12 protein-coding genes and 1 CRISPR repeat array are annotated in these 14,473 nt (G+C 70.8%); of the genes, 4 read left to right on the top strand and 8 right to left on the bottom strand.

Annotation, left to right across the window (positions count from 1 at the left end):
* Positions 1 to 48 precede the first annotated feature (48 nt).
* The 7 genes from mctP to Asi03nite_RS09695 all read right to left on the bottom strand — a co-directional run bounded on the left by mctP (position 49) and on the right by Asi03nite_RS09695 (position 6,914).
* Complete coding sequence (gene mctP / locus Asi03nite_RS09725) at positions 49 to 1,695, bottom strand: monocarboxylate uptake permease MctP (RefSeq protein WP_203678233.1); 1,647 nt, start codon at positions 1,693 to 1,695, stop codon at positions 49 to 51.
* On the bottom strand, positions 1,692 to 1,916 hold the full coding sequence (locus tag Asi03nite_RS09720) for a DUF3311 domain-containing protein (RefSeq protein ID WP_203678232.1): 225 nt from the start codon (positions 1,914 to 1,916) through the stop codon (positions 1,692 to 1,694). Before Asi03nite_RS09720 ends, mctP begins: the two co-directional genes overlap by 4 nt.
* A 394-nt stretch (positions 1,917 to 2,310) precedes the next feature.
* Complete coding sequence (locus tag Asi03nite_RS09715; protein ID WP_203678231.1) at positions 2,311 to 3,426, bottom strand: bifunctional RNase H/acid phosphatase; 1,116 nt, start codon at positions 3,424 to 3,426, stop codon at positions 2,311 to 2,313.
* A 49-nt stretch (positions 3,427 to 3,475) separates the two neighbouring features.
* Entirely contained in the window at positions 3,476 to 4,210 is a 735-nt protein-coding gene (locus Asi03nite_RS09710; protein WP_203678230.1) for a zinc ribbon domain-containing protein, read from the bottom strand.
* Complete coding sequence (locus Asi03nite_RS09705) at positions 4,207 to 5,067, bottom strand: Nif3-like dinuclear metal center hexameric protein (protein ID WP_203678229.1); 861 nt, start codon at positions 5,065 to 5,067, stop codon at positions 4,207 to 4,209. Before Asi03nite_RS09705 ends, Asi03nite_RS09710 begins: the two co-directional genes overlap by 4 nt.
* A gap of 19 nt (positions 5,068 to 5,086) precedes the next feature.
* Positions 5,087 to 5,671: a flavoprotein gene (locus tag Asi03nite_RS09700; protein WP_203678440.1), complete on the bottom strand. Its 585-nt coding sequence runs from the start codon at positions 5,669 to 5,671 to the stop codon at positions 5,087 to 5,089.
* 16 nt (positions 5,672 to 5,687) lie between these two features.
* Positions 5,688 to 6,914, bottom strand: coding sequence for a helix-turn-helix domain-containing protein (locus tag Asi03nite_RS09695; RefSeq protein WP_203678228.1), 1,227 nt, complete (start codon positions 6,912 to 6,914; stop codon positions 5,688 to 5,690).
* Between the two features lie 221 nt (positions 6,915 to 7,135).
* Between Asi03nite_RS09695 and Asi03nite_RS09690 the strand changes: the two genes are divergently transcribed.
* On the top strand, positions 7,136 to 7,789 hold the full coding sequence (locus Asi03nite_RS09690) for a bifunctional DNA primase/polymerase (RefSeq protein ID WP_203678227.1): 654 nt from the start codon (positions 7,136 to 7,138) through the stop codon (positions 7,787 to 7,789).
* A gap of 149 nt (positions 7,790 to 7,938) precedes the next feature.
* On the opposite strand, the gene Asi03nite_RS09685 is transcribed toward Asi03nite_RS09690, so the two are convergent.
* The gene (locus Asi03nite_RS09685) at positions 7,939 to 8,778 is read right to left on the bottom strand and encodes a hypothetical protein (protein ID WP_203678226.1); all 840 of its coding nucleotides are present in this window, start codon (positions 8,776 to 8,778) and stop codon (positions 7,939 to 7,941) included.
* 167 nt (positions 8,779 to 8,945) lie between these two features.
* On the opposite strand from Asi03nite_RS09685, the gene Asi03nite_RS09680 reads away from it, so the two are divergent.
* The 3 genes from Asi03nite_RS09680 to cas3 all read left to right on the top strand — a co-directional run bounded on the left by Asi03nite_RS09680 (position 8,946) and on the right by cas3 (position 14,458).
* Positions 8,946 to 9,476, top strand: a complete 531-nt coding sequence (locus Asi03nite_RS09680; RefSeq protein ID WP_203678225.1) for a ribonuclease FAU-1 family protein — start codon at positions 8,946 to 8,948, stop codon at positions 9,474 to 9,476.
* Between the two features lie 214 nt (positions 9,477 to 9,690).
* Positions 9,691 to 10,182, top strand: a complete 492-nt coding sequence (locus Asi03nite_RS09675; protein ID WP_203678224.1) for a hypothetical protein — start codon at positions 9,691 to 9,693, stop codon at positions 10,180 to 10,182.
* Positions 10,183 to 10,435: 253 nt separating this feature from the next.
* Positions 10,436 to 11,317: direct repeats of the CRISPR family, unit length 28 nt; unit sequence GGAAGACCCCCGCGCGTGCGGGGACGAC.
* Between the two features lie 294 nt (positions 11,318 to 11,611).
* On the top strand, positions 11,612 to 14,458 hold the full coding sequence (gene cas3, locus Asi03nite_RS09670; protein ID WP_203678223.1) for a CRISPR-associated helicase Cas3': 2,847 nt from the start codon (positions 11,612 to 11,614) through the stop codon (positions 14,456 to 14,458).
* Positions 14,459 to 14,473 lie beyond the last annotated feature (15 nt).

The raw sequence follows: 14,473 nt of genomic DNA, 5'->3' as shown, positions 1-14,473 counted from the left end.
GCGGGACGCGGCGCCCCGTACCCCTCAGTCGTGTTCTCCGGCGATCGGTCAGGTCGAGGAGACCGTGCCGACAGTGGTGCTCGTCTCCCGCCCGATCCGCGGGTCGCCCTCGTCGGCGAAGTAGTCGTCGGGCGTCGTCCCGTCCGCTCCCTCGGGCGTCCGCAGCGCCCGCAGCAGGAACGTCACCAGCACCGCGACGACCAGGTTCGCCAGCACCGCGACGAACCCCACGTAGATGGTCTTCGGGGTGTCCAGTCCGAATTCGGCGAGCGAGAACGCCGAGCCGCCGAAGTGCTCGCGTCCGGTGGCCGCGTTCGGGATCTGCCAGAGCATCCAGAACGCCAGGATCATGCCGCCCGCCCAGCCGGCGATCAGCGCGCCCCGGTGCAGCCAGCGGGTGTAGAGGCCGAGGATCACCGACGGCGCGGTCTGCAGGATGATCACCCCGCCGATCAACTGCAGGTCGATGGAGAACTGCGGGTCCAGGAAGACGATGAAGGCCACCGCGCCGATCTTCACCACCAGCGAGGTGATTTTGGCGACGTTCGCCTCCTGGGCCGGGCTGGCGTCCCGCTTCAGGTACTCCTTGTAGATGTTGCGGGTGAACAGGTTGGCCGCGGCGATCGACATGATCGCGGCCGGCACCAGGGCGCCGATCCCGATCGCGGCGAACGCCACCCCGGCGAGCCAGGCCGGGAAGTGCAGGTCGAACAGGAGCGGCACCACCGTGTTGCTGTCCACGCTGCCGGCCTTGGCGCCGGGCAGCGGCTTCACCCCGGCCGCGATGGCCATGTAGCCGAGCAGCGCGATCAGGCCGAGCAGGAAGCTGTACGCCGGCAACGCCGACATGTTCCGCTTGATCACGTCCCGGTTCCTGCTGGCCAGCACGCCGGTGATGCTGTGCGGGTAGAGGAAGAGCGCGAGCGCCGACCCGAGCGCCAGCGTGAAGTACTGCACCTGGTTGTTGGCGTTCAGGATGATCCCGTCGCCGGGCGCCGGCGAGGCCTGGAACTTCTTGTCCGCCGCCTCGAAGATCGCACCCCAACCCCCGAGCTTGTACGGCAGGTACAGCACCGCCACGATGATCACCAGGTAGATCAGGGTGTCCTTGACGAACGCGATCAGCGCCGGTGCCCGCAGCCCGGACTGGTAGGTGTACGCCGCCAGGATCGCGAACGCGATGATGATCGGCAGGTGCCGGGCGATCGCGCTGTCCCCGGTCACCCCCATCGTCTTGAGCACCGCCTCGATGCCGACGAGCTGCAGGGCGATGTACGGCATGGTCGCCACGATCCCGGTGACCGCGATCAGCAGCGCCAGCGTCGGCGAGTCGTACCGGGTCCGCACGAAGTCGGCCGGGGTGACGAAGCCGTGCCGGTGCGACACCGACCACAACCGGATCAGGATCAGGAAGAACAACGGATAGATCACCACGGTGTACGGCACGGCGAAGAACCCGGCCGCCCCGGCGCCGAAGATCAGCGCGGGCACCGCCACGAAGGTGTACGCCGTGTAGAGGTCCCCGCCCACCAGGAACCAGGTGATCCAGCCGCCGAAGCTGCGCCCGCCCAGCCCCCACTCGTCGAGATGAGCCATGTCCCGCGGCGCCCGCCACCGCGCCGCGACGAAGCCCATCCCGCTCACCAGCAGGAAGAGGACGGAGAAGACGACGATCTCGGTCACGTGACCGCTCATGGCCGGCTCCGCTTCGTGGTCATCCGGTAGACCAGCGTGGTGGTGCCCACGCCGAGCAGGATGAAGGCGAACTGCAGCCAGTAGAAGAGCGGAAAGCCGGCGAGCCGCGGCTGGTCGTGGTTGAACAGGAAGGTCAGCAGCGGCACCACGATCGGCACCAGGAGCAACCAGTTCCAGGGACTGCTATCGGTACGTGGTGGTGGGGACTGGGGCTCCGCCATGATCCGCCTCCGTCAACAGCGCGTAGGGTTTTTGTCACGCTAGCGATCCGGCCGGACCGCTGGCGATCAACCTGCGCCGAACGGGCCGGGCCGTGCGCCGAACGGCCCGTACCCGCCGGCGGCGGCTCGTCCCGAGCTCCGCGAGTTCGTCCGCCCCGCCGCGCGTCCACGCCTTCCAGAGGACGGCATCGACGATCACTGACGTCGCGCCGAGGCGGGTCCTGGTGACGGCGTGAGCCGGTGGTGTGCCGCGCCCGTCAGCGACGCGGAGGGAGGCGAAACCGGTGAGCTGACCGACGCCCGGCGCCCGAGGGGTGACCTCAGGTGCCGGGCAGCGTGAAGTTCTGCTTGTCCCCGGGCCGGAGACGTGCCGCCCCGGGAGGTTCGACGGTCTCTATCGAAGATGGGCTGTCTCGTTCACCGATCGGACCGCGATGTTGCCGTCCGGCCAGACGTCCATGGTGGAAACGCCGGCCGCGTCCAGGAACAGCCGGTGCAGGAACGCGTCACCGGCGGCCAGCGCGTCGCGCAGGATCAGCTTGATCGGCGTGACGTGCGAGACCACCACGATCACCTGACCCGGGTACGCCTGCAGGATCTTCGCCAGCGCGCCGCGCACCCGCTTCGCGACCGCCTGGAACGACTCCCCCTCCGGCGGCGCCACGCTCGTCGACTCCAGCCACGCCGTCATCTCCCGGGGCCAGGCCTCCTGCACCTCGGCGAAGGTCTTGCCCTCCCAGAGTCCGAAGTCGCACTCGATCAGGTCGTCCATCACCGTCACCGGCACGCCGCCCACCTCGGCGGCGATCAGCTCGCCGGTCCGCACACAACGGGTCAGCGGCGAGGTCAGCACGGCCGCGACGTCCCGGGACAGCCCGGCCACCCGGCCAGCCGCGGCCATCGCCTGGGCCTCGCCCTCCTCGGTGAGCGGCACGTCGCCCCGGCCGGAGTAGCGGCCCTGCGCGGTCATGGCGGTCGCCCCGTGCCGGACCAGGATCAGCCGGGTGGCGTTGTCGAGCGAGGGCGGGGCCCAGGACTTCGGCGCGGCTGTCCCCTTCTCCTGCGGGACCCGGGCCGCCGCGTCCCGCGGCACCCGGCCAGCCGCCTCGTCCATGGCCCGGTTGGCCAGGGCGTCGGCGTCCCGGTTGCGGTCGCGCGGGATCCACTCGAAGGTGACCGCCCGGAACCGCGCGACCAGCCCGGCCGCCTCCGCGGCGAGCGGCCGCAGCCCCGGGTTCTTGATCTGCCAGCGACCGGACATCTGCTCGATGACCAGCTTGGAGTCCATCCGGACGTCGACCCGGGTGGCGTTCAGCTCGGCGGCCGCACGCAGGCCGGCGATCAGCCCGGAGTACTCCGCGACGTTGTTCGTGGTGGTGCCGAGACCGGCGTACCGCTCCAGCAGCACCTCGCCGGACTCGTCCTTGACCACGGCGCCGTAGCCGGCCGGCCCGGGGTTGCCCCGCGAGCCGCCGTCCGCCTCGACGACGACCCGAAGCTCACCGCTCACTGTGCTCAAGGTGCCGTTTCCTCCTGGCCTGCCGCCCGGTGCTGTCGCATCACAGCCCCGACTCGGCGGTGCGCACCATGATCCGGCGGCACTCCTCGCAGCGGACCACCTCGTCGGCCGGGGCGGACTTCACCCGGTTCAGGTCGGCGCCGTACAGCTCGATCCGGCAGGCGCCGCAGCGTCCGGCGTACACCAGCGCCGCTCCCATCCCGGTCTCGGTACGGATCTTGTCGTACAGGGTGACCAGGTCGGACGGCAGGTCGGCGGCGAGCGGGCCACGCGACGCCGACTTGAACTCCTGCTCCTTGGTGATCTCCGTGTACGACTCGTCGCGGCGCTGCTCGGCGGCGGCGCGCCGCTCACCCGCCGCGCTGATCCGGGCCTGCACGTCGGCGAGCGCCGCCGCGGCGGACTCCCGCTGCTCCATCAGCTCCAGCTCGGAGTCCTCCAGCTCGGACTGGCGCCGGTTCAGCGTGGCCAGCTCGTGCTGCAGGCCCTCGACCTCCCGGAGCGAGCCGCCCGCGTCGAGCCGCTGCTGGTCCTTCGCCTTGCGCTGCCGGACCTGGTCGATGTCCTTCTCGAACCGGGCGATGTCACGGTCCAGGTCGTCGACCGCGACCTGGGCGCGGACCCGCTCGTCCTCCAGCGCGGAGATCTCCCGGACCACCGCCGCGATCTCGGCGAGCTCGGGCAGGTTCTTGCGGCGGTGCGCGAGCTGGGCCAGCGCGGTGTCGACCGCCTGCAGGTCGAGCAGGCGGCGCTGGGCTTCCGGGGCGGCCTTCACGAGTGGGTCTCCTTCTGCGCGGATGCGGAATGAACGGTCCAGGGGTCCGTGTCCAGGTCGGACACCACCACATCGACGGGGAACCGCGAACGCAGCCAGGCCGCCACGTCGTCCAGCCAAGGCCGCTCGGTGGCCCAGTGCGCGGCGTCGAGCAGCGCCGGGCCGTCGTTCGCGAGGTGCTCGCCGGCCGGGTGGTGCCGCAGGTCCGCGCAAAGATACGCGTCCACGCCGGCACGTGCCGCGTCGGCCAGGAAGGAATCACCGGCGCCGCCGCAGACCGCGACCGTGCGGATCGTCCGCTCCGGATCACCGGCGGCGCGCACCCCGGCCGCGGTGGCCGGCAGGCGCTCCGCCGCGAGCGCGGCGAGCGCGGCCAGGGTGAGCGGCTCGGCCAACTCGCCGATCCGGCCTGCGCCGCGACCCTCGCCGGCGGCCGCGCCCTCGGCCGGCGCCAGCGGGCGCAGCCCGGTCAGGCCGAGCCGGGCGGCCAGCGCGTCGGAGACGCCGGGGTTGGCGACGTCCGCGTTGGTGTGCGCGGTGTAGAGCGCCACCTCGGCGCGGATCAACCGGTGCACGATCCGCCCCTTGAAGGTGTCCGGGGCGATCGACGACACCGGCTTGAGCAGCAGCGGATGATGGGCGACGATCAGATCGGCGCCGGCCGCGAGAGCCTGGTCGACGGTCTCGGGCACGCAGTCCACCACGCAGAGGACGCGGGAGACGGCGTGCTCGAACTCGCCCAGCACCAGGCCGACCCGGTCCCAGGACTCCGCCCAGCTCCTGGGATAGCGCGCGTCGAGGGCGTCGACCACCTGGCGAACGGTCGGTACGGGGCTCGGCGCGGTGCGGTCGGTCACGACCAGAAACTCTATACGGCTAGGAAACCGCTCCAGGCTCGACTCGGCCGGCCGCCGCGATCGGGTTGCTCACCGCCTGCAGGGCACGGCGCCACGGGAACTGGCCGCGGAACCTGTCGGTCTGACCGGGGCCGCCGAGCCGGCACACGTCCTCGCCGTAGAGCACGTGCACGCCCCAGTCACGGAGCTTGGCGAGACTCTCGTGCAGCGACGGGTGCAGGGCCATGACCCGGTTGGTGTACGGCACCACGGCGGTCGGGACGCCGTAGCCGTACCCCTCCACGAGCAGGCCGAGCACCAGCGTGTCGGTGATCCCGGCGGCCCACTTGTTCACCGTGTTGACGGTCGCCGGCGCGACGATCATCGCGTCCGCGGCCGGCAGCACGTCCGGGTCGCCGGGGCTCTTGTAGAACGTGCGCACCGGATGCCCGGTCTGCTCCTGCAGGGCCTGCACATCGACGAACTTGCGACCGTCCGGGGTCGTGATCACGCACACCTCCCAGCCCTCGTTCTGGGCGAGAGTGACGAGGATCCCGACGTCCCGGGCCATCGGTGAGCCGCACACCAGGACGTACAGCACACCGGGTGAGGGGTTACCCGTCATCACGCGTGGACCCACCTCATACGCCGACTCCCATCTGTTCGGCCAGCTCCGCGATCGGAGCCGGCGGCGTGCCACGGGTACGCCGGAGCACGTCGGAAAGGACTTCGTGGGCGAGTGGGCGGCAGCGGATCTCCGAGGGGGCGAGCCGGTCGCCCTCCAGCAGCATCTCGCCGGCCTTCTCCACGTCGCCGATCTGTGTGTACCCGCGGGCGATGTCCAGGTAGTGGTGCGCCCGCCGTTCCGGAAGCAGGGCGTTGAACCCGGCCCGGTCCATCCGCTCGTGGGCCTCCACCGCCAACCGGCCGTCGCCCAGTTCCACAGCTGTGGCACAGCGGTGCAGCTGCACGTTCGTCGGCCCGAAGGAGGTCCAGTAGTGGTTGAAGTCGCCACCCAGCTCGATCGACGCCTGTTCGGCGCCGCTGAGCAGGTCGCGCACGGTCGCGCTGTCGCCGATCCGGGACGCCGACATCGCGCCGTTGAGCAGCAGCATCCCGTACACCGAGAGTTGTTCCGCGTCGGGCCGGTTCGGCCCGGGCGCGAGCCGGTTCGCGATGTTGACGTTGACCTCGAGCGACGGGCGGACCCGGCCGAGCGCCAGCAGCGCGCTGCCCACGCGGTAACTGGCCAGGCCGGCCAGCAACTGGTCGCCGGCTCGCTGGGAGACCGCGATCGACCGGTCCGCGGCCAGCCAGGAGAGCTCGTGCTCGCCCACTTTCCGCAGCGCCGACGAGGCGATCTGGTAGACCTGCCCGAGCAGGTGCGCGGCCCGCGACGCCTGGTCGCTGTTGGCGTACGCGCTGTCCGCGGCCTGCGCGTCGCGCAAGAGTTTGGGCAGCGCACGGGCCAGGGCGCCGTACTTCGCGTGCTGGTAGGTCAACCAGGCGTGGCTGACCGCCTTGTGCATCTCCGGGAGCGGCGGTGACTGCGGCACGGCCTGGAAGAACGCGCTCATCTGGTCGTACCGCTCCAGAGCCGCCCGGATCTCCTCGACCTCAACCTGGTCGATGCAGCTCTGCGTCTCCGGTTTGCGCTCCACTTCCTTGCCCAGCAGCAGCTGGACATCGACCTGGAGCACGTCCGCGATGTCGTACACCACGGAGAACTTGTCGAGTCGGCGAACCCCGCGCTCCACCTTGTCGACCCAGCTCTTGCTCTTGCCCAACCGGTCCGCGAAGACCTGTTGGGACATCTTGCGCCTGCCCCGCCAGTAGGCGACGCGGCGGCCGATCGGCAGCTCGTCCACGGTGCCTCCCCCACTCGACCGGCGGCCCTTCCGCCGGTGAGCCATCCGGTGACCTGCAGTGTCAACCGCTCATATGCGCACAGATCGCACAGCGTGTGTGATCGCCTGCTCACCGATGCTCGTAGTTTTCTTGCAAGTTGCAAAGGGTGGATCTGCCCGTCCCAACGAGACTCACCTCGATGGGATACGGCCGGGTCTCCCGGAACCGGGGGAGTTGGGCCATGCAGTGGAGCAGGCGTCAGCCGTTCGTCCGACCATCGCTTCTCGATCGGCTCGGCCGGGTGCGCCTGCGCCGGGCCGCGCAGACCTACGCCGGGCGCGGCTGGCCGGTCGCGCCCGGAGCCTTCCCGACCGGCGCCCGCTTCGACTGCGGGCGCCCCGGATGCCCGGTCACCGGCTGCCATCCGGCAGTCGACTCGGTCGCCGAGTCGGCCAGCACCGACCCCGGCCAGGTGGCCGGCTGGTGGCGGCGCCGGCCGCACAACGTGCTGCTCACCACCGGCGCCGCCTTCGACGTGCTGGAGGTGCCGGCCATGCTGGGACGCCCGGTCGCGGACCAGGACGCCGGCAGGTCCGGACCGGTAGCGGTCACCGCGGCTGGCCGCTGGATGTTCCTGGTCCGGCCGGGCTGCCCGCTCCGGGCCGAACTCGACATGCGCCTGGACGTGGTGCGGCACGGGACCGGCTCGTGGATCCCGGCCCCGCCGAGCCGGATGGCCGAGGGGCCGGTCCGCTGGGTGGTCACACCCGGTCAGGTGGACTGGAGCCTGCCGGACCCGGAACAGGTCCAGGAACGGCTCGCGGCCGCGGCGCGCCGGGCGCCACGACCACCGGTCGTGCCCCGCCAGGTGTCGACCACCCGCCGGGCGGCCTGAACCGGGCAGCCGTCCGCCGCCGGCCGCCTCGTCGCTGCCGGCGGCCGGTTGCCGGGTGTGGGCACGGGAACACATGTCATCCGACAAGGTATCCCGCGCCGCGGCATGGGACGAGTCACCCGAATGGATGACACTGAGGAAGGAAGAGCTCAGACCATCAGATCACGGTACGCGGCGATCACCGCCGCCGTGCGGTCGGCCAGTTCCGGGCCGCTCTCCGCGGCCGGCGCGCCGCCGACCCGGGCCAGCGCACGCTCGGCGTGCCGCGCGGTCGCGGCCACCCGCTGCTCGCTGATGAAGCTCTCGCCGGCCCGCGCCGCCGCGTCGATCGCGCGCAGGATCCGGTTGGCCGCCGCGCCGGTCTCCCGCCACAGCTCGTCCGCCCGCCGCCCCTGGACGTCCGCGGCGATCCGGGCCGGGCTGTCCGCCGGGATGTCGGCGTCGCGGGTCGCGTGCAGGCCGGCCCGCACCCGGCGCAGCTCCTGGCGCCGGGCCAGCAGGCCGGCCAGCTCGTCCAGGGCCCCGGTCAGCGAGTGGTCGGCGAGCACCGGGTCGACCATGCCGGCCAGCGCCGGCCAGGTCCGGCGCACCCGGTGCGAGACAGCCAGGGCCCGCGCGAACGCGTCGCGCTCCGGCTCGGTCCAGAGCACCCGGGCCTGCGGGTCGCGTGGCACCGCGAACACGGCGGTCCGGGCGGCCCGCGCCTGCGCCCGCCAGAACTGGACGACCAGGCCGGCGCTCACCGCGGCCGGCAGCCACCAGGCCAGGCCGGTGGCCCAGAGAACGGCGCTGACCAGGAGCAGGCAGAGAGCAAGCCGGCCGGCGTTCGCCGCCCGGGCCTCCCGGGTCCGCCCACTCGGGGTGCGGGGCCGGGCTTCGACGATCGATCCGGTACGGCGGCGGCGGGCGCGCCCGGTGCGCACCCGCACCGGGCGGGCGGAGACCACGACCTTCTCCGCGTCCGTGCCGATGTGCAGATCCGTGCTCACCGCGGTCCCCTTCGCCGTTGCGCCGACCGGGCGGGCCCGAACCGCCGAGGGGAAACCGGCCGGACCCGCCCACCGCGGGTTCGCCCCGCGCACCAGTAGGGATCGGAGCGCGCCCGGGCGAGTTGAGACACCACCGGTTGCACGGCCGTTGCGCTACCGTCGCGGGCGTGGACAGGGTCGACCTGGTGTTGCGCAAGTACGACGGCCGCCCGCACCGGCGGGTCACCGGCCACCTCCTCGGCGAGGACGAGTTCGGCGCCTGGATCGGCACCCCGCGCGGCACCCGGGTGCGCTACAGCTACGGCCTGCGGCGAGTCTCCTGGACCAGGTCGGACTCGGTCCGGCTGATCCCGCGGGACGCCTGGTGGATGGCGATGTTCTCGGCCGAGCCGAGCCGCTCGGAGATCTACTGTGACGTGACCACCCCGGCCCGGCGGACCGGCCCGGCCGAGTTCACCGTGATCGACCTGGACATCGACCTGATCCGGATGCGCCCGGACGGCCGGGTGGTGATCGACGACGAGGACGAGTTCGCCGAGCACCGGGTCCGCTTCGGATACCCGGACGACGTGGTGGCCGGCGCGACCGCGGCTGCCGCCGAGCTGCACGCCGCGCTGACCGGGGGCGCCGAGCCGTTCGCCGGGCGCTACCGGGAGTGGCTCGCCCGCGCCGCCATGCCCGGCCGCCGGCGGCGCTGACCCGCACACTCCACCCGACCGCCGCCGGCCCCGACCCACACACTCTTACCCGACCGCCGTCAGCCCCGCCGGCACCGACCCGCACACTCCATCCGACCGCCGCCGGCACCGACCCGCACACTCCCGTCGGCCGCCTCCGGCCCCGGCGGCGCTGACCGGAACGCCGCCCAGCACGCCGCGAAAAACTGTCAGAGGGCAACCCTAGAGTCCCCCCATGACCGACACAGCACTCCGCGACGCCCCGATCACCCTCGACCGGCGCCTCCGGCTCGGCGACACCGACTACCAGGTCACCGTCTTCCCCACCGAGGACCAGCGGCTCGATCTCTGCATCGTGAGCAGCGACGCCGACGGCCAGGCGGTGAGCGAGATCAGCGGCAGCCTCGCCCCCGCGGACCTGACCGGCCTCACCAAGGTGCTCGCCTCCACCCTGGCCGGCCTGATCGCGATGACCGGCCCGCCGACCCCCGGCACGGCCCAGGTCCCGGCCCAGCGCGGCCGCGCGCCCAACCGCGGCGCCCGCTGGACCCCGGCCGACGACGACCGGCTCCGCGCCCGCTACCACCAGGGCGCCGGCCAGGCCGAGCTGGCCGCCGAGTTCGGCCGCACCAGCGGCGCGGTCCGCGCCCGGCTGGAGCACCTCGGCGAGCTCGCACCCGGCGGCCGCTGGCAGTCACCCCGCCCCGCCCCACCGGCAACCACCTGACCACAGCGACCCGGTGGGCCGGCCCGACCCCGGCCCACCAGGCCTCTCACCCGCAGCCGCCAGCACTCAGCTGATCCCGGGAGGCGCGTCAACCCAGCCGACACACCTCTCGCTGCCAGCCGCCGGCTGGACCAGAGGCTCTCGATCCAGCCGACACACCTTCGCGCACGGGGACGAGCGGCGCGTACTCGCGGGAAAGACCCCACACGTGCGCGGACGACGTGGCCCTGGTCAGTCGCTGGATCCGGTTCGGGGAAGACCCCCGCGCGTGCGGGGACGACTCGCGCTGGAGCTGGGCGCCCTCCGCGGACTGGGGAAGACCCCCGCGCGTGCGGGGACGACTGCATCGGCTACGGAGCGACCGCCATCGTCGCCGGAAGACCCCCGCGCGTGCGGGGACGACGTCTCTCGGCCGGGTCGGCATCACCCCCGTCGCGGAAGACCCCCGCGCGTGCGGGGACGACGAGATCGCCAACGGCTCCGGCGGGCCCCTCGACGGAAGACCCCCGCGCGTGCGGGGACGACTTGGTCGCGGAGTCAAGGACAAACAGCGGGTACGGAAGACCCCCGCGCGTGCGGGGACGACGTAGCTGCGGGCGCGGTCAGCGTTGGGGAAAAGGGAAGACCCCCGCGCGTGCGGGGACGACGTGCCGGATCCGACGCCGCCGGACACGGTGACCGGAAGACCCCCGCGCGTGCGGGGACGACTCGACATCACTAATGGAAATGGTTTCCAAGCGCGGAAGACCCCCGCGCGTGCGGGGACGACGCGGAGTGTCCGACCGGCCAGCGGAAGGGGTCAGGAAGACCCCCGCGCGTGCGGGGACGACAGGTGAACGAGGTCGTCCCGTACGCGATGTTGAGGAAGACCCCCGCGCGTGCGGGGACGACTCCACCGGGCCGTGGCCGGGCGGCTGGAGCTGGGGAAGACCCCCGCGCGTGCGGGGACGACCGCCTCCGCGCCGGCCTGCGTGAACACCCGGTCGGAAGACCCCCGCGCGTGCGGGGACGACGAGTGGGCCAGCGGCCGGCGCAAGGGCTCCCGCGGAAGACCCCCGCGCGTGCGGGGACGACCGGCGCTAATCAAGGACGGCGCGCGGTCGTCGAGGAAGACCCCCGCGCGTGCGGGGACGACGCTTGCTGAACTGCAGCTTTACAGCTGAGGAACCATCAAAATCCGCAGTCCAGCCGAGAACATATCACCGCGGCACTCTTAGCACTCAAGTCCCAGTTGGGCACGGACTGACAGCATCGGAGGCTTCATTTCCGAGGGGCACCATGCGCTAAGCAGGAAGTCTGCCAGATTAAGCCGGACGAGTGAATCGACGCAGGTCATGCCAGCGAAGGCACGGGCATCTACCGTCATTTCTATCCATGATCAGGACTTCCAGCCCTAAAATTGTCGGTGCGGCTGGCTAGAGTGCCCGCCATGACGGAGCCCGAGACCGCAGCATGGCGCTGGTTGTGGGGTAAATCGAATGCCGGCGGAAGCCCGAATCTCCTGCTACAGCACCTTCTGGATGCCGCCGCTGTCGCGGAGCTGATCTGGGATCACTACCTGGCTCCGGCGGTGCGCTCGCAGTTGGACGACTGCTGCGCCGGGCGCGGCCGAGAGTTGTTCGCGTTGCTCGCGGGCCTTCACGACGTCGGTAAAGCGACGCCATCTTTCCAATCCAAAAGTGATGCCCTTGCCGCTCGGCTCCGTCGCCGCGGACTGGACTGGCGCCCCCTGAGCGGCAAGGACCGCCGCTGGCACCACACGCTGTCCGGCGCCGTGATTGTGGACCGAGTGTTGAGCACTCGCGGTTGGCCTCGTCGGACGATTTTCTGGATTGTGCCCTTGATCAGTGGCCATCACGGCGTCATACCTCCCGCTGAGGAATATCGAACCGTTCCGCCCGAGGGCCATGGGCGGGCCGCAGGCTGGCGATCGGCGCAAGAAGAGATCGTCGATGCAGTCGCCAGCGAGCTGGATCTCGATCTGCCCGCGATGGCACCAACCTTGGAACCGCCGCGGGCTGTGCAGTTGGCGCTTTCCGGTGCCGTGATCATGGCCGACTGGATCGCCAGCGGGGTTCATTTTTCCGGGCTCGACGACCCGGCACAGGTTGGTTTGCCGGTGGCTCGCGAGCGGGCGCGACGTGCGTGGGATGCGCTCCGGATCTCCGGTGGGTGGTGCGACGTGCCGGCACCGAACTCCGAAGATCTGATCCAGCATCGATTCGGCAAGGCAGCACGGCCCGTGCAAGATCTGGCAGTCCGGGAAGCCTGGGCGATGTTCGCACCGGGTCTACTGCTGGTCGAGGCGCCGATGGGCGAGGGAAAGACGGAGTTGGCGCTGGCCGCCTCCGAGGTGCTTGCACATCGGTTCGGAGCTGACGGCGTCTATATCGGGATGCCGACCCAAGCTACCAGCGACGCTCTCTACAACCGTTCGATCGAATGGGCCAGCAAGGTCGATCGAACGACGCCACTCGGATTGCTGCACGGGAAGCGCCGGTTCAACACCCGGTGGTGGGACCTCGAGCAGTTGGCGCGTACAGCGGACATTCATGACCAGGACGAATACGGATGTAGCGACGAGTACGGGATGGGAGGCGGCGACCACGGAACAGCCGAGTCGGCGCCATCGGCATGGTTTCTCGGGCCGAAGCTCGGTCTGCTGATGAGGTGCTCCGTCGGCACCATCGATCAGCTCCTTTATGCCGCGACACGAACCCGGCATGTGATGCTTCGCCACCTCGGCCTGGCTGGCAGAGTCGTGATCCTCGACGAGGTGCACGCCTACGACGTGTACATGATGCAGTTCCTCGGCGAAGCGCTGCGCTGGCTGGCCGATGCCGGCGTACCGGTGGTTCTGCTCTCGGCGACGCTACCGCCACCGGTTCGGTCGGCGTTGGCGTCGGCATACCTTCAGGGCGCACTGCGGCGCCGGCGTGTCGAAATTCCGGAGGCCTGGAATCGCGATGATGGCTATCCGGTAGTGCGGACGTTGACTGTCGAAGAGGGTCGGCCTTCAGCCACCGCATGCGGTGCCCGCGGCTGGCGGGAATCCATGAAGGTCAACGTTGAGATCCTCGACGAGGGTGACGACCCGATCGGTGACTTGTCGGTATTGCTTCGAGAGCGCCTTGCCGACGGTGGCTGCCTTCTCGTCGTACGCAACACCGTCGCGCGGGCCCAGGACACCTACGTCTGTCTCGAGAAGGAGTTCGGTGCCCGGATGCCCGTGGTGCTCCTTCATTCGCGTATCACAGCGGGCGAACGTGCCGACCGTACCGAGCGAGTGCTCGCGCATTTCGGCCCTCCGGGCGAGGAAGATGCGGCGGCCGAGCGTCCGCCCATGATCGTCGTAGCGACTCAGCTCGCCGAGCAGTCCTTCGACGTTGACGCCGATCTACTAATCACAGATCTCGCTCCGATCGACCTGCTGCTGCAGCGCATCGGGCGGCTGCACCGGCATGAAAGGCCACGTCGTCCGGGCCGCCTGAGCCCGGCGACAGTGATCGTGACCGGTATGAGACGCCGCGACGGTGTACCCGGACTTCCTCGCGGAAGCAAACACGTCTACGGCAGCTACCCGTTGCTGCGAGCGGCTGCTCTAGTCGAAGAAGTAGCTGGGAACAGCGGCACGTGGGACATCCCCGCACAGGTCCCCGAACTCGTCAGGCGTGGCTACAGCAGCGACCCTGTCGGCCCCGCAGCCTGGCGGAAAGAGATGGAAGCTGCCTGCGGGGAGTTTATCGAGCAGCAGGCACGCCGGGCGAAGGCTGCCGCACCGTTCGTTCTGGCCGGCGAGGAAGACCTCAACCGTACGGACTTGGCCGGGCTCCACGTGATGCGCGCCCGTGGCCCGGAAGACGATGAGGACACTGTCCAGGCCCTGGTCCGGGACGGCGAAGATTCCGTAGAAGTAATTCTGGTACGTCGTACCGAAGAGGGTCGATTCACCCTCGACGGCCGGTGGCTGGGTACTGCAGATACCCGGGTCAGCGACCCCGAGGTCACGGAAGCGCTCCTGCGGTCGTCGCTCCGACTGCCCACTCGACTGACCAAGAGCGCGATCGAGGAGCTTCGGCCACTTGTCGAAAGCGGTGGCGATCCGTGGCTGTGCCGTACCCGGGTGCTCGACCTCGATCAGGACCGTCGCGCGGTCGTCGGCGGCCGGCGACTCCGCTACGACCGCCAACTCGGCTTGAGAGACGAGACCGATAAGGCAAGTGGTACCGATTCGGCCGGACATGCACACAAGTCCTCGCAGAAGCGGCAGTCATAGCGATGCGGCTCCTCC

The sequence above is a fragment of the Actinoplanes siamensis genome, from assembly GCF_016862395.1.
Taxonomy (GTDB): domain Bacteria; phylum Actinomycetota; class Actinomycetes; order Mycobacteriales; family Micromonosporaceae; genus Actinoplanes; species Actinoplanes siamensis.
Note: the sequence above shows the minus strand (reverse complement) of the source record. Positions and strands in the feature narration are given on the sequence as shown.

What these genes read in the sequence shown, in the direction of transcription:
- mctP (WP_203678233.1), bottom strand. Translation starts at nt 1,695, where the DNA reads ATGAGCGGTCACGTGACCGAGATCGTCGTCTTCTCCGTCCTCTTCCTG.
- Asi03nite_RS09720 (WP_203678232.1), bottom strand. Translation starts at nt 1,916, where the DNA reads ATGGCGGAGCCCCAGTCCCCACCACCACGTACCGATAGCAGTCCCTGG.
- Asi03nite_RS09700 (WP_203678440.1), bottom strand. Translation starts at nt 5,671, where the DNA reads ATGACGGGTAACCCCTCACCCGGTGTGCTGTACGTCCTGGTGTGCGGC.
- Asi03nite_RS09690 (WP_203678227.1), top strand. Translation starts at nt 7,136, where the DNA reads ATGCAGTGGAGCAGGCGTCAGCCGTTCGTCCGACCATCGCTTCTCGAT.
- Asi03nite_RS09675 (WP_203678224.1), top strand. Translation starts at nt 9,691, where the DNA reads ATGACCGACACAGCACTCCGCGACGCCCCGATCACCCTCGACCGGCGC.
- cas3 (WP_203678223.1), top strand. Translation starts at nt 11,612, where the DNA reads ATGACGGAGCCCGAGACCGCAGCATGGCGCTGGTTGTGGGGTAAATCG.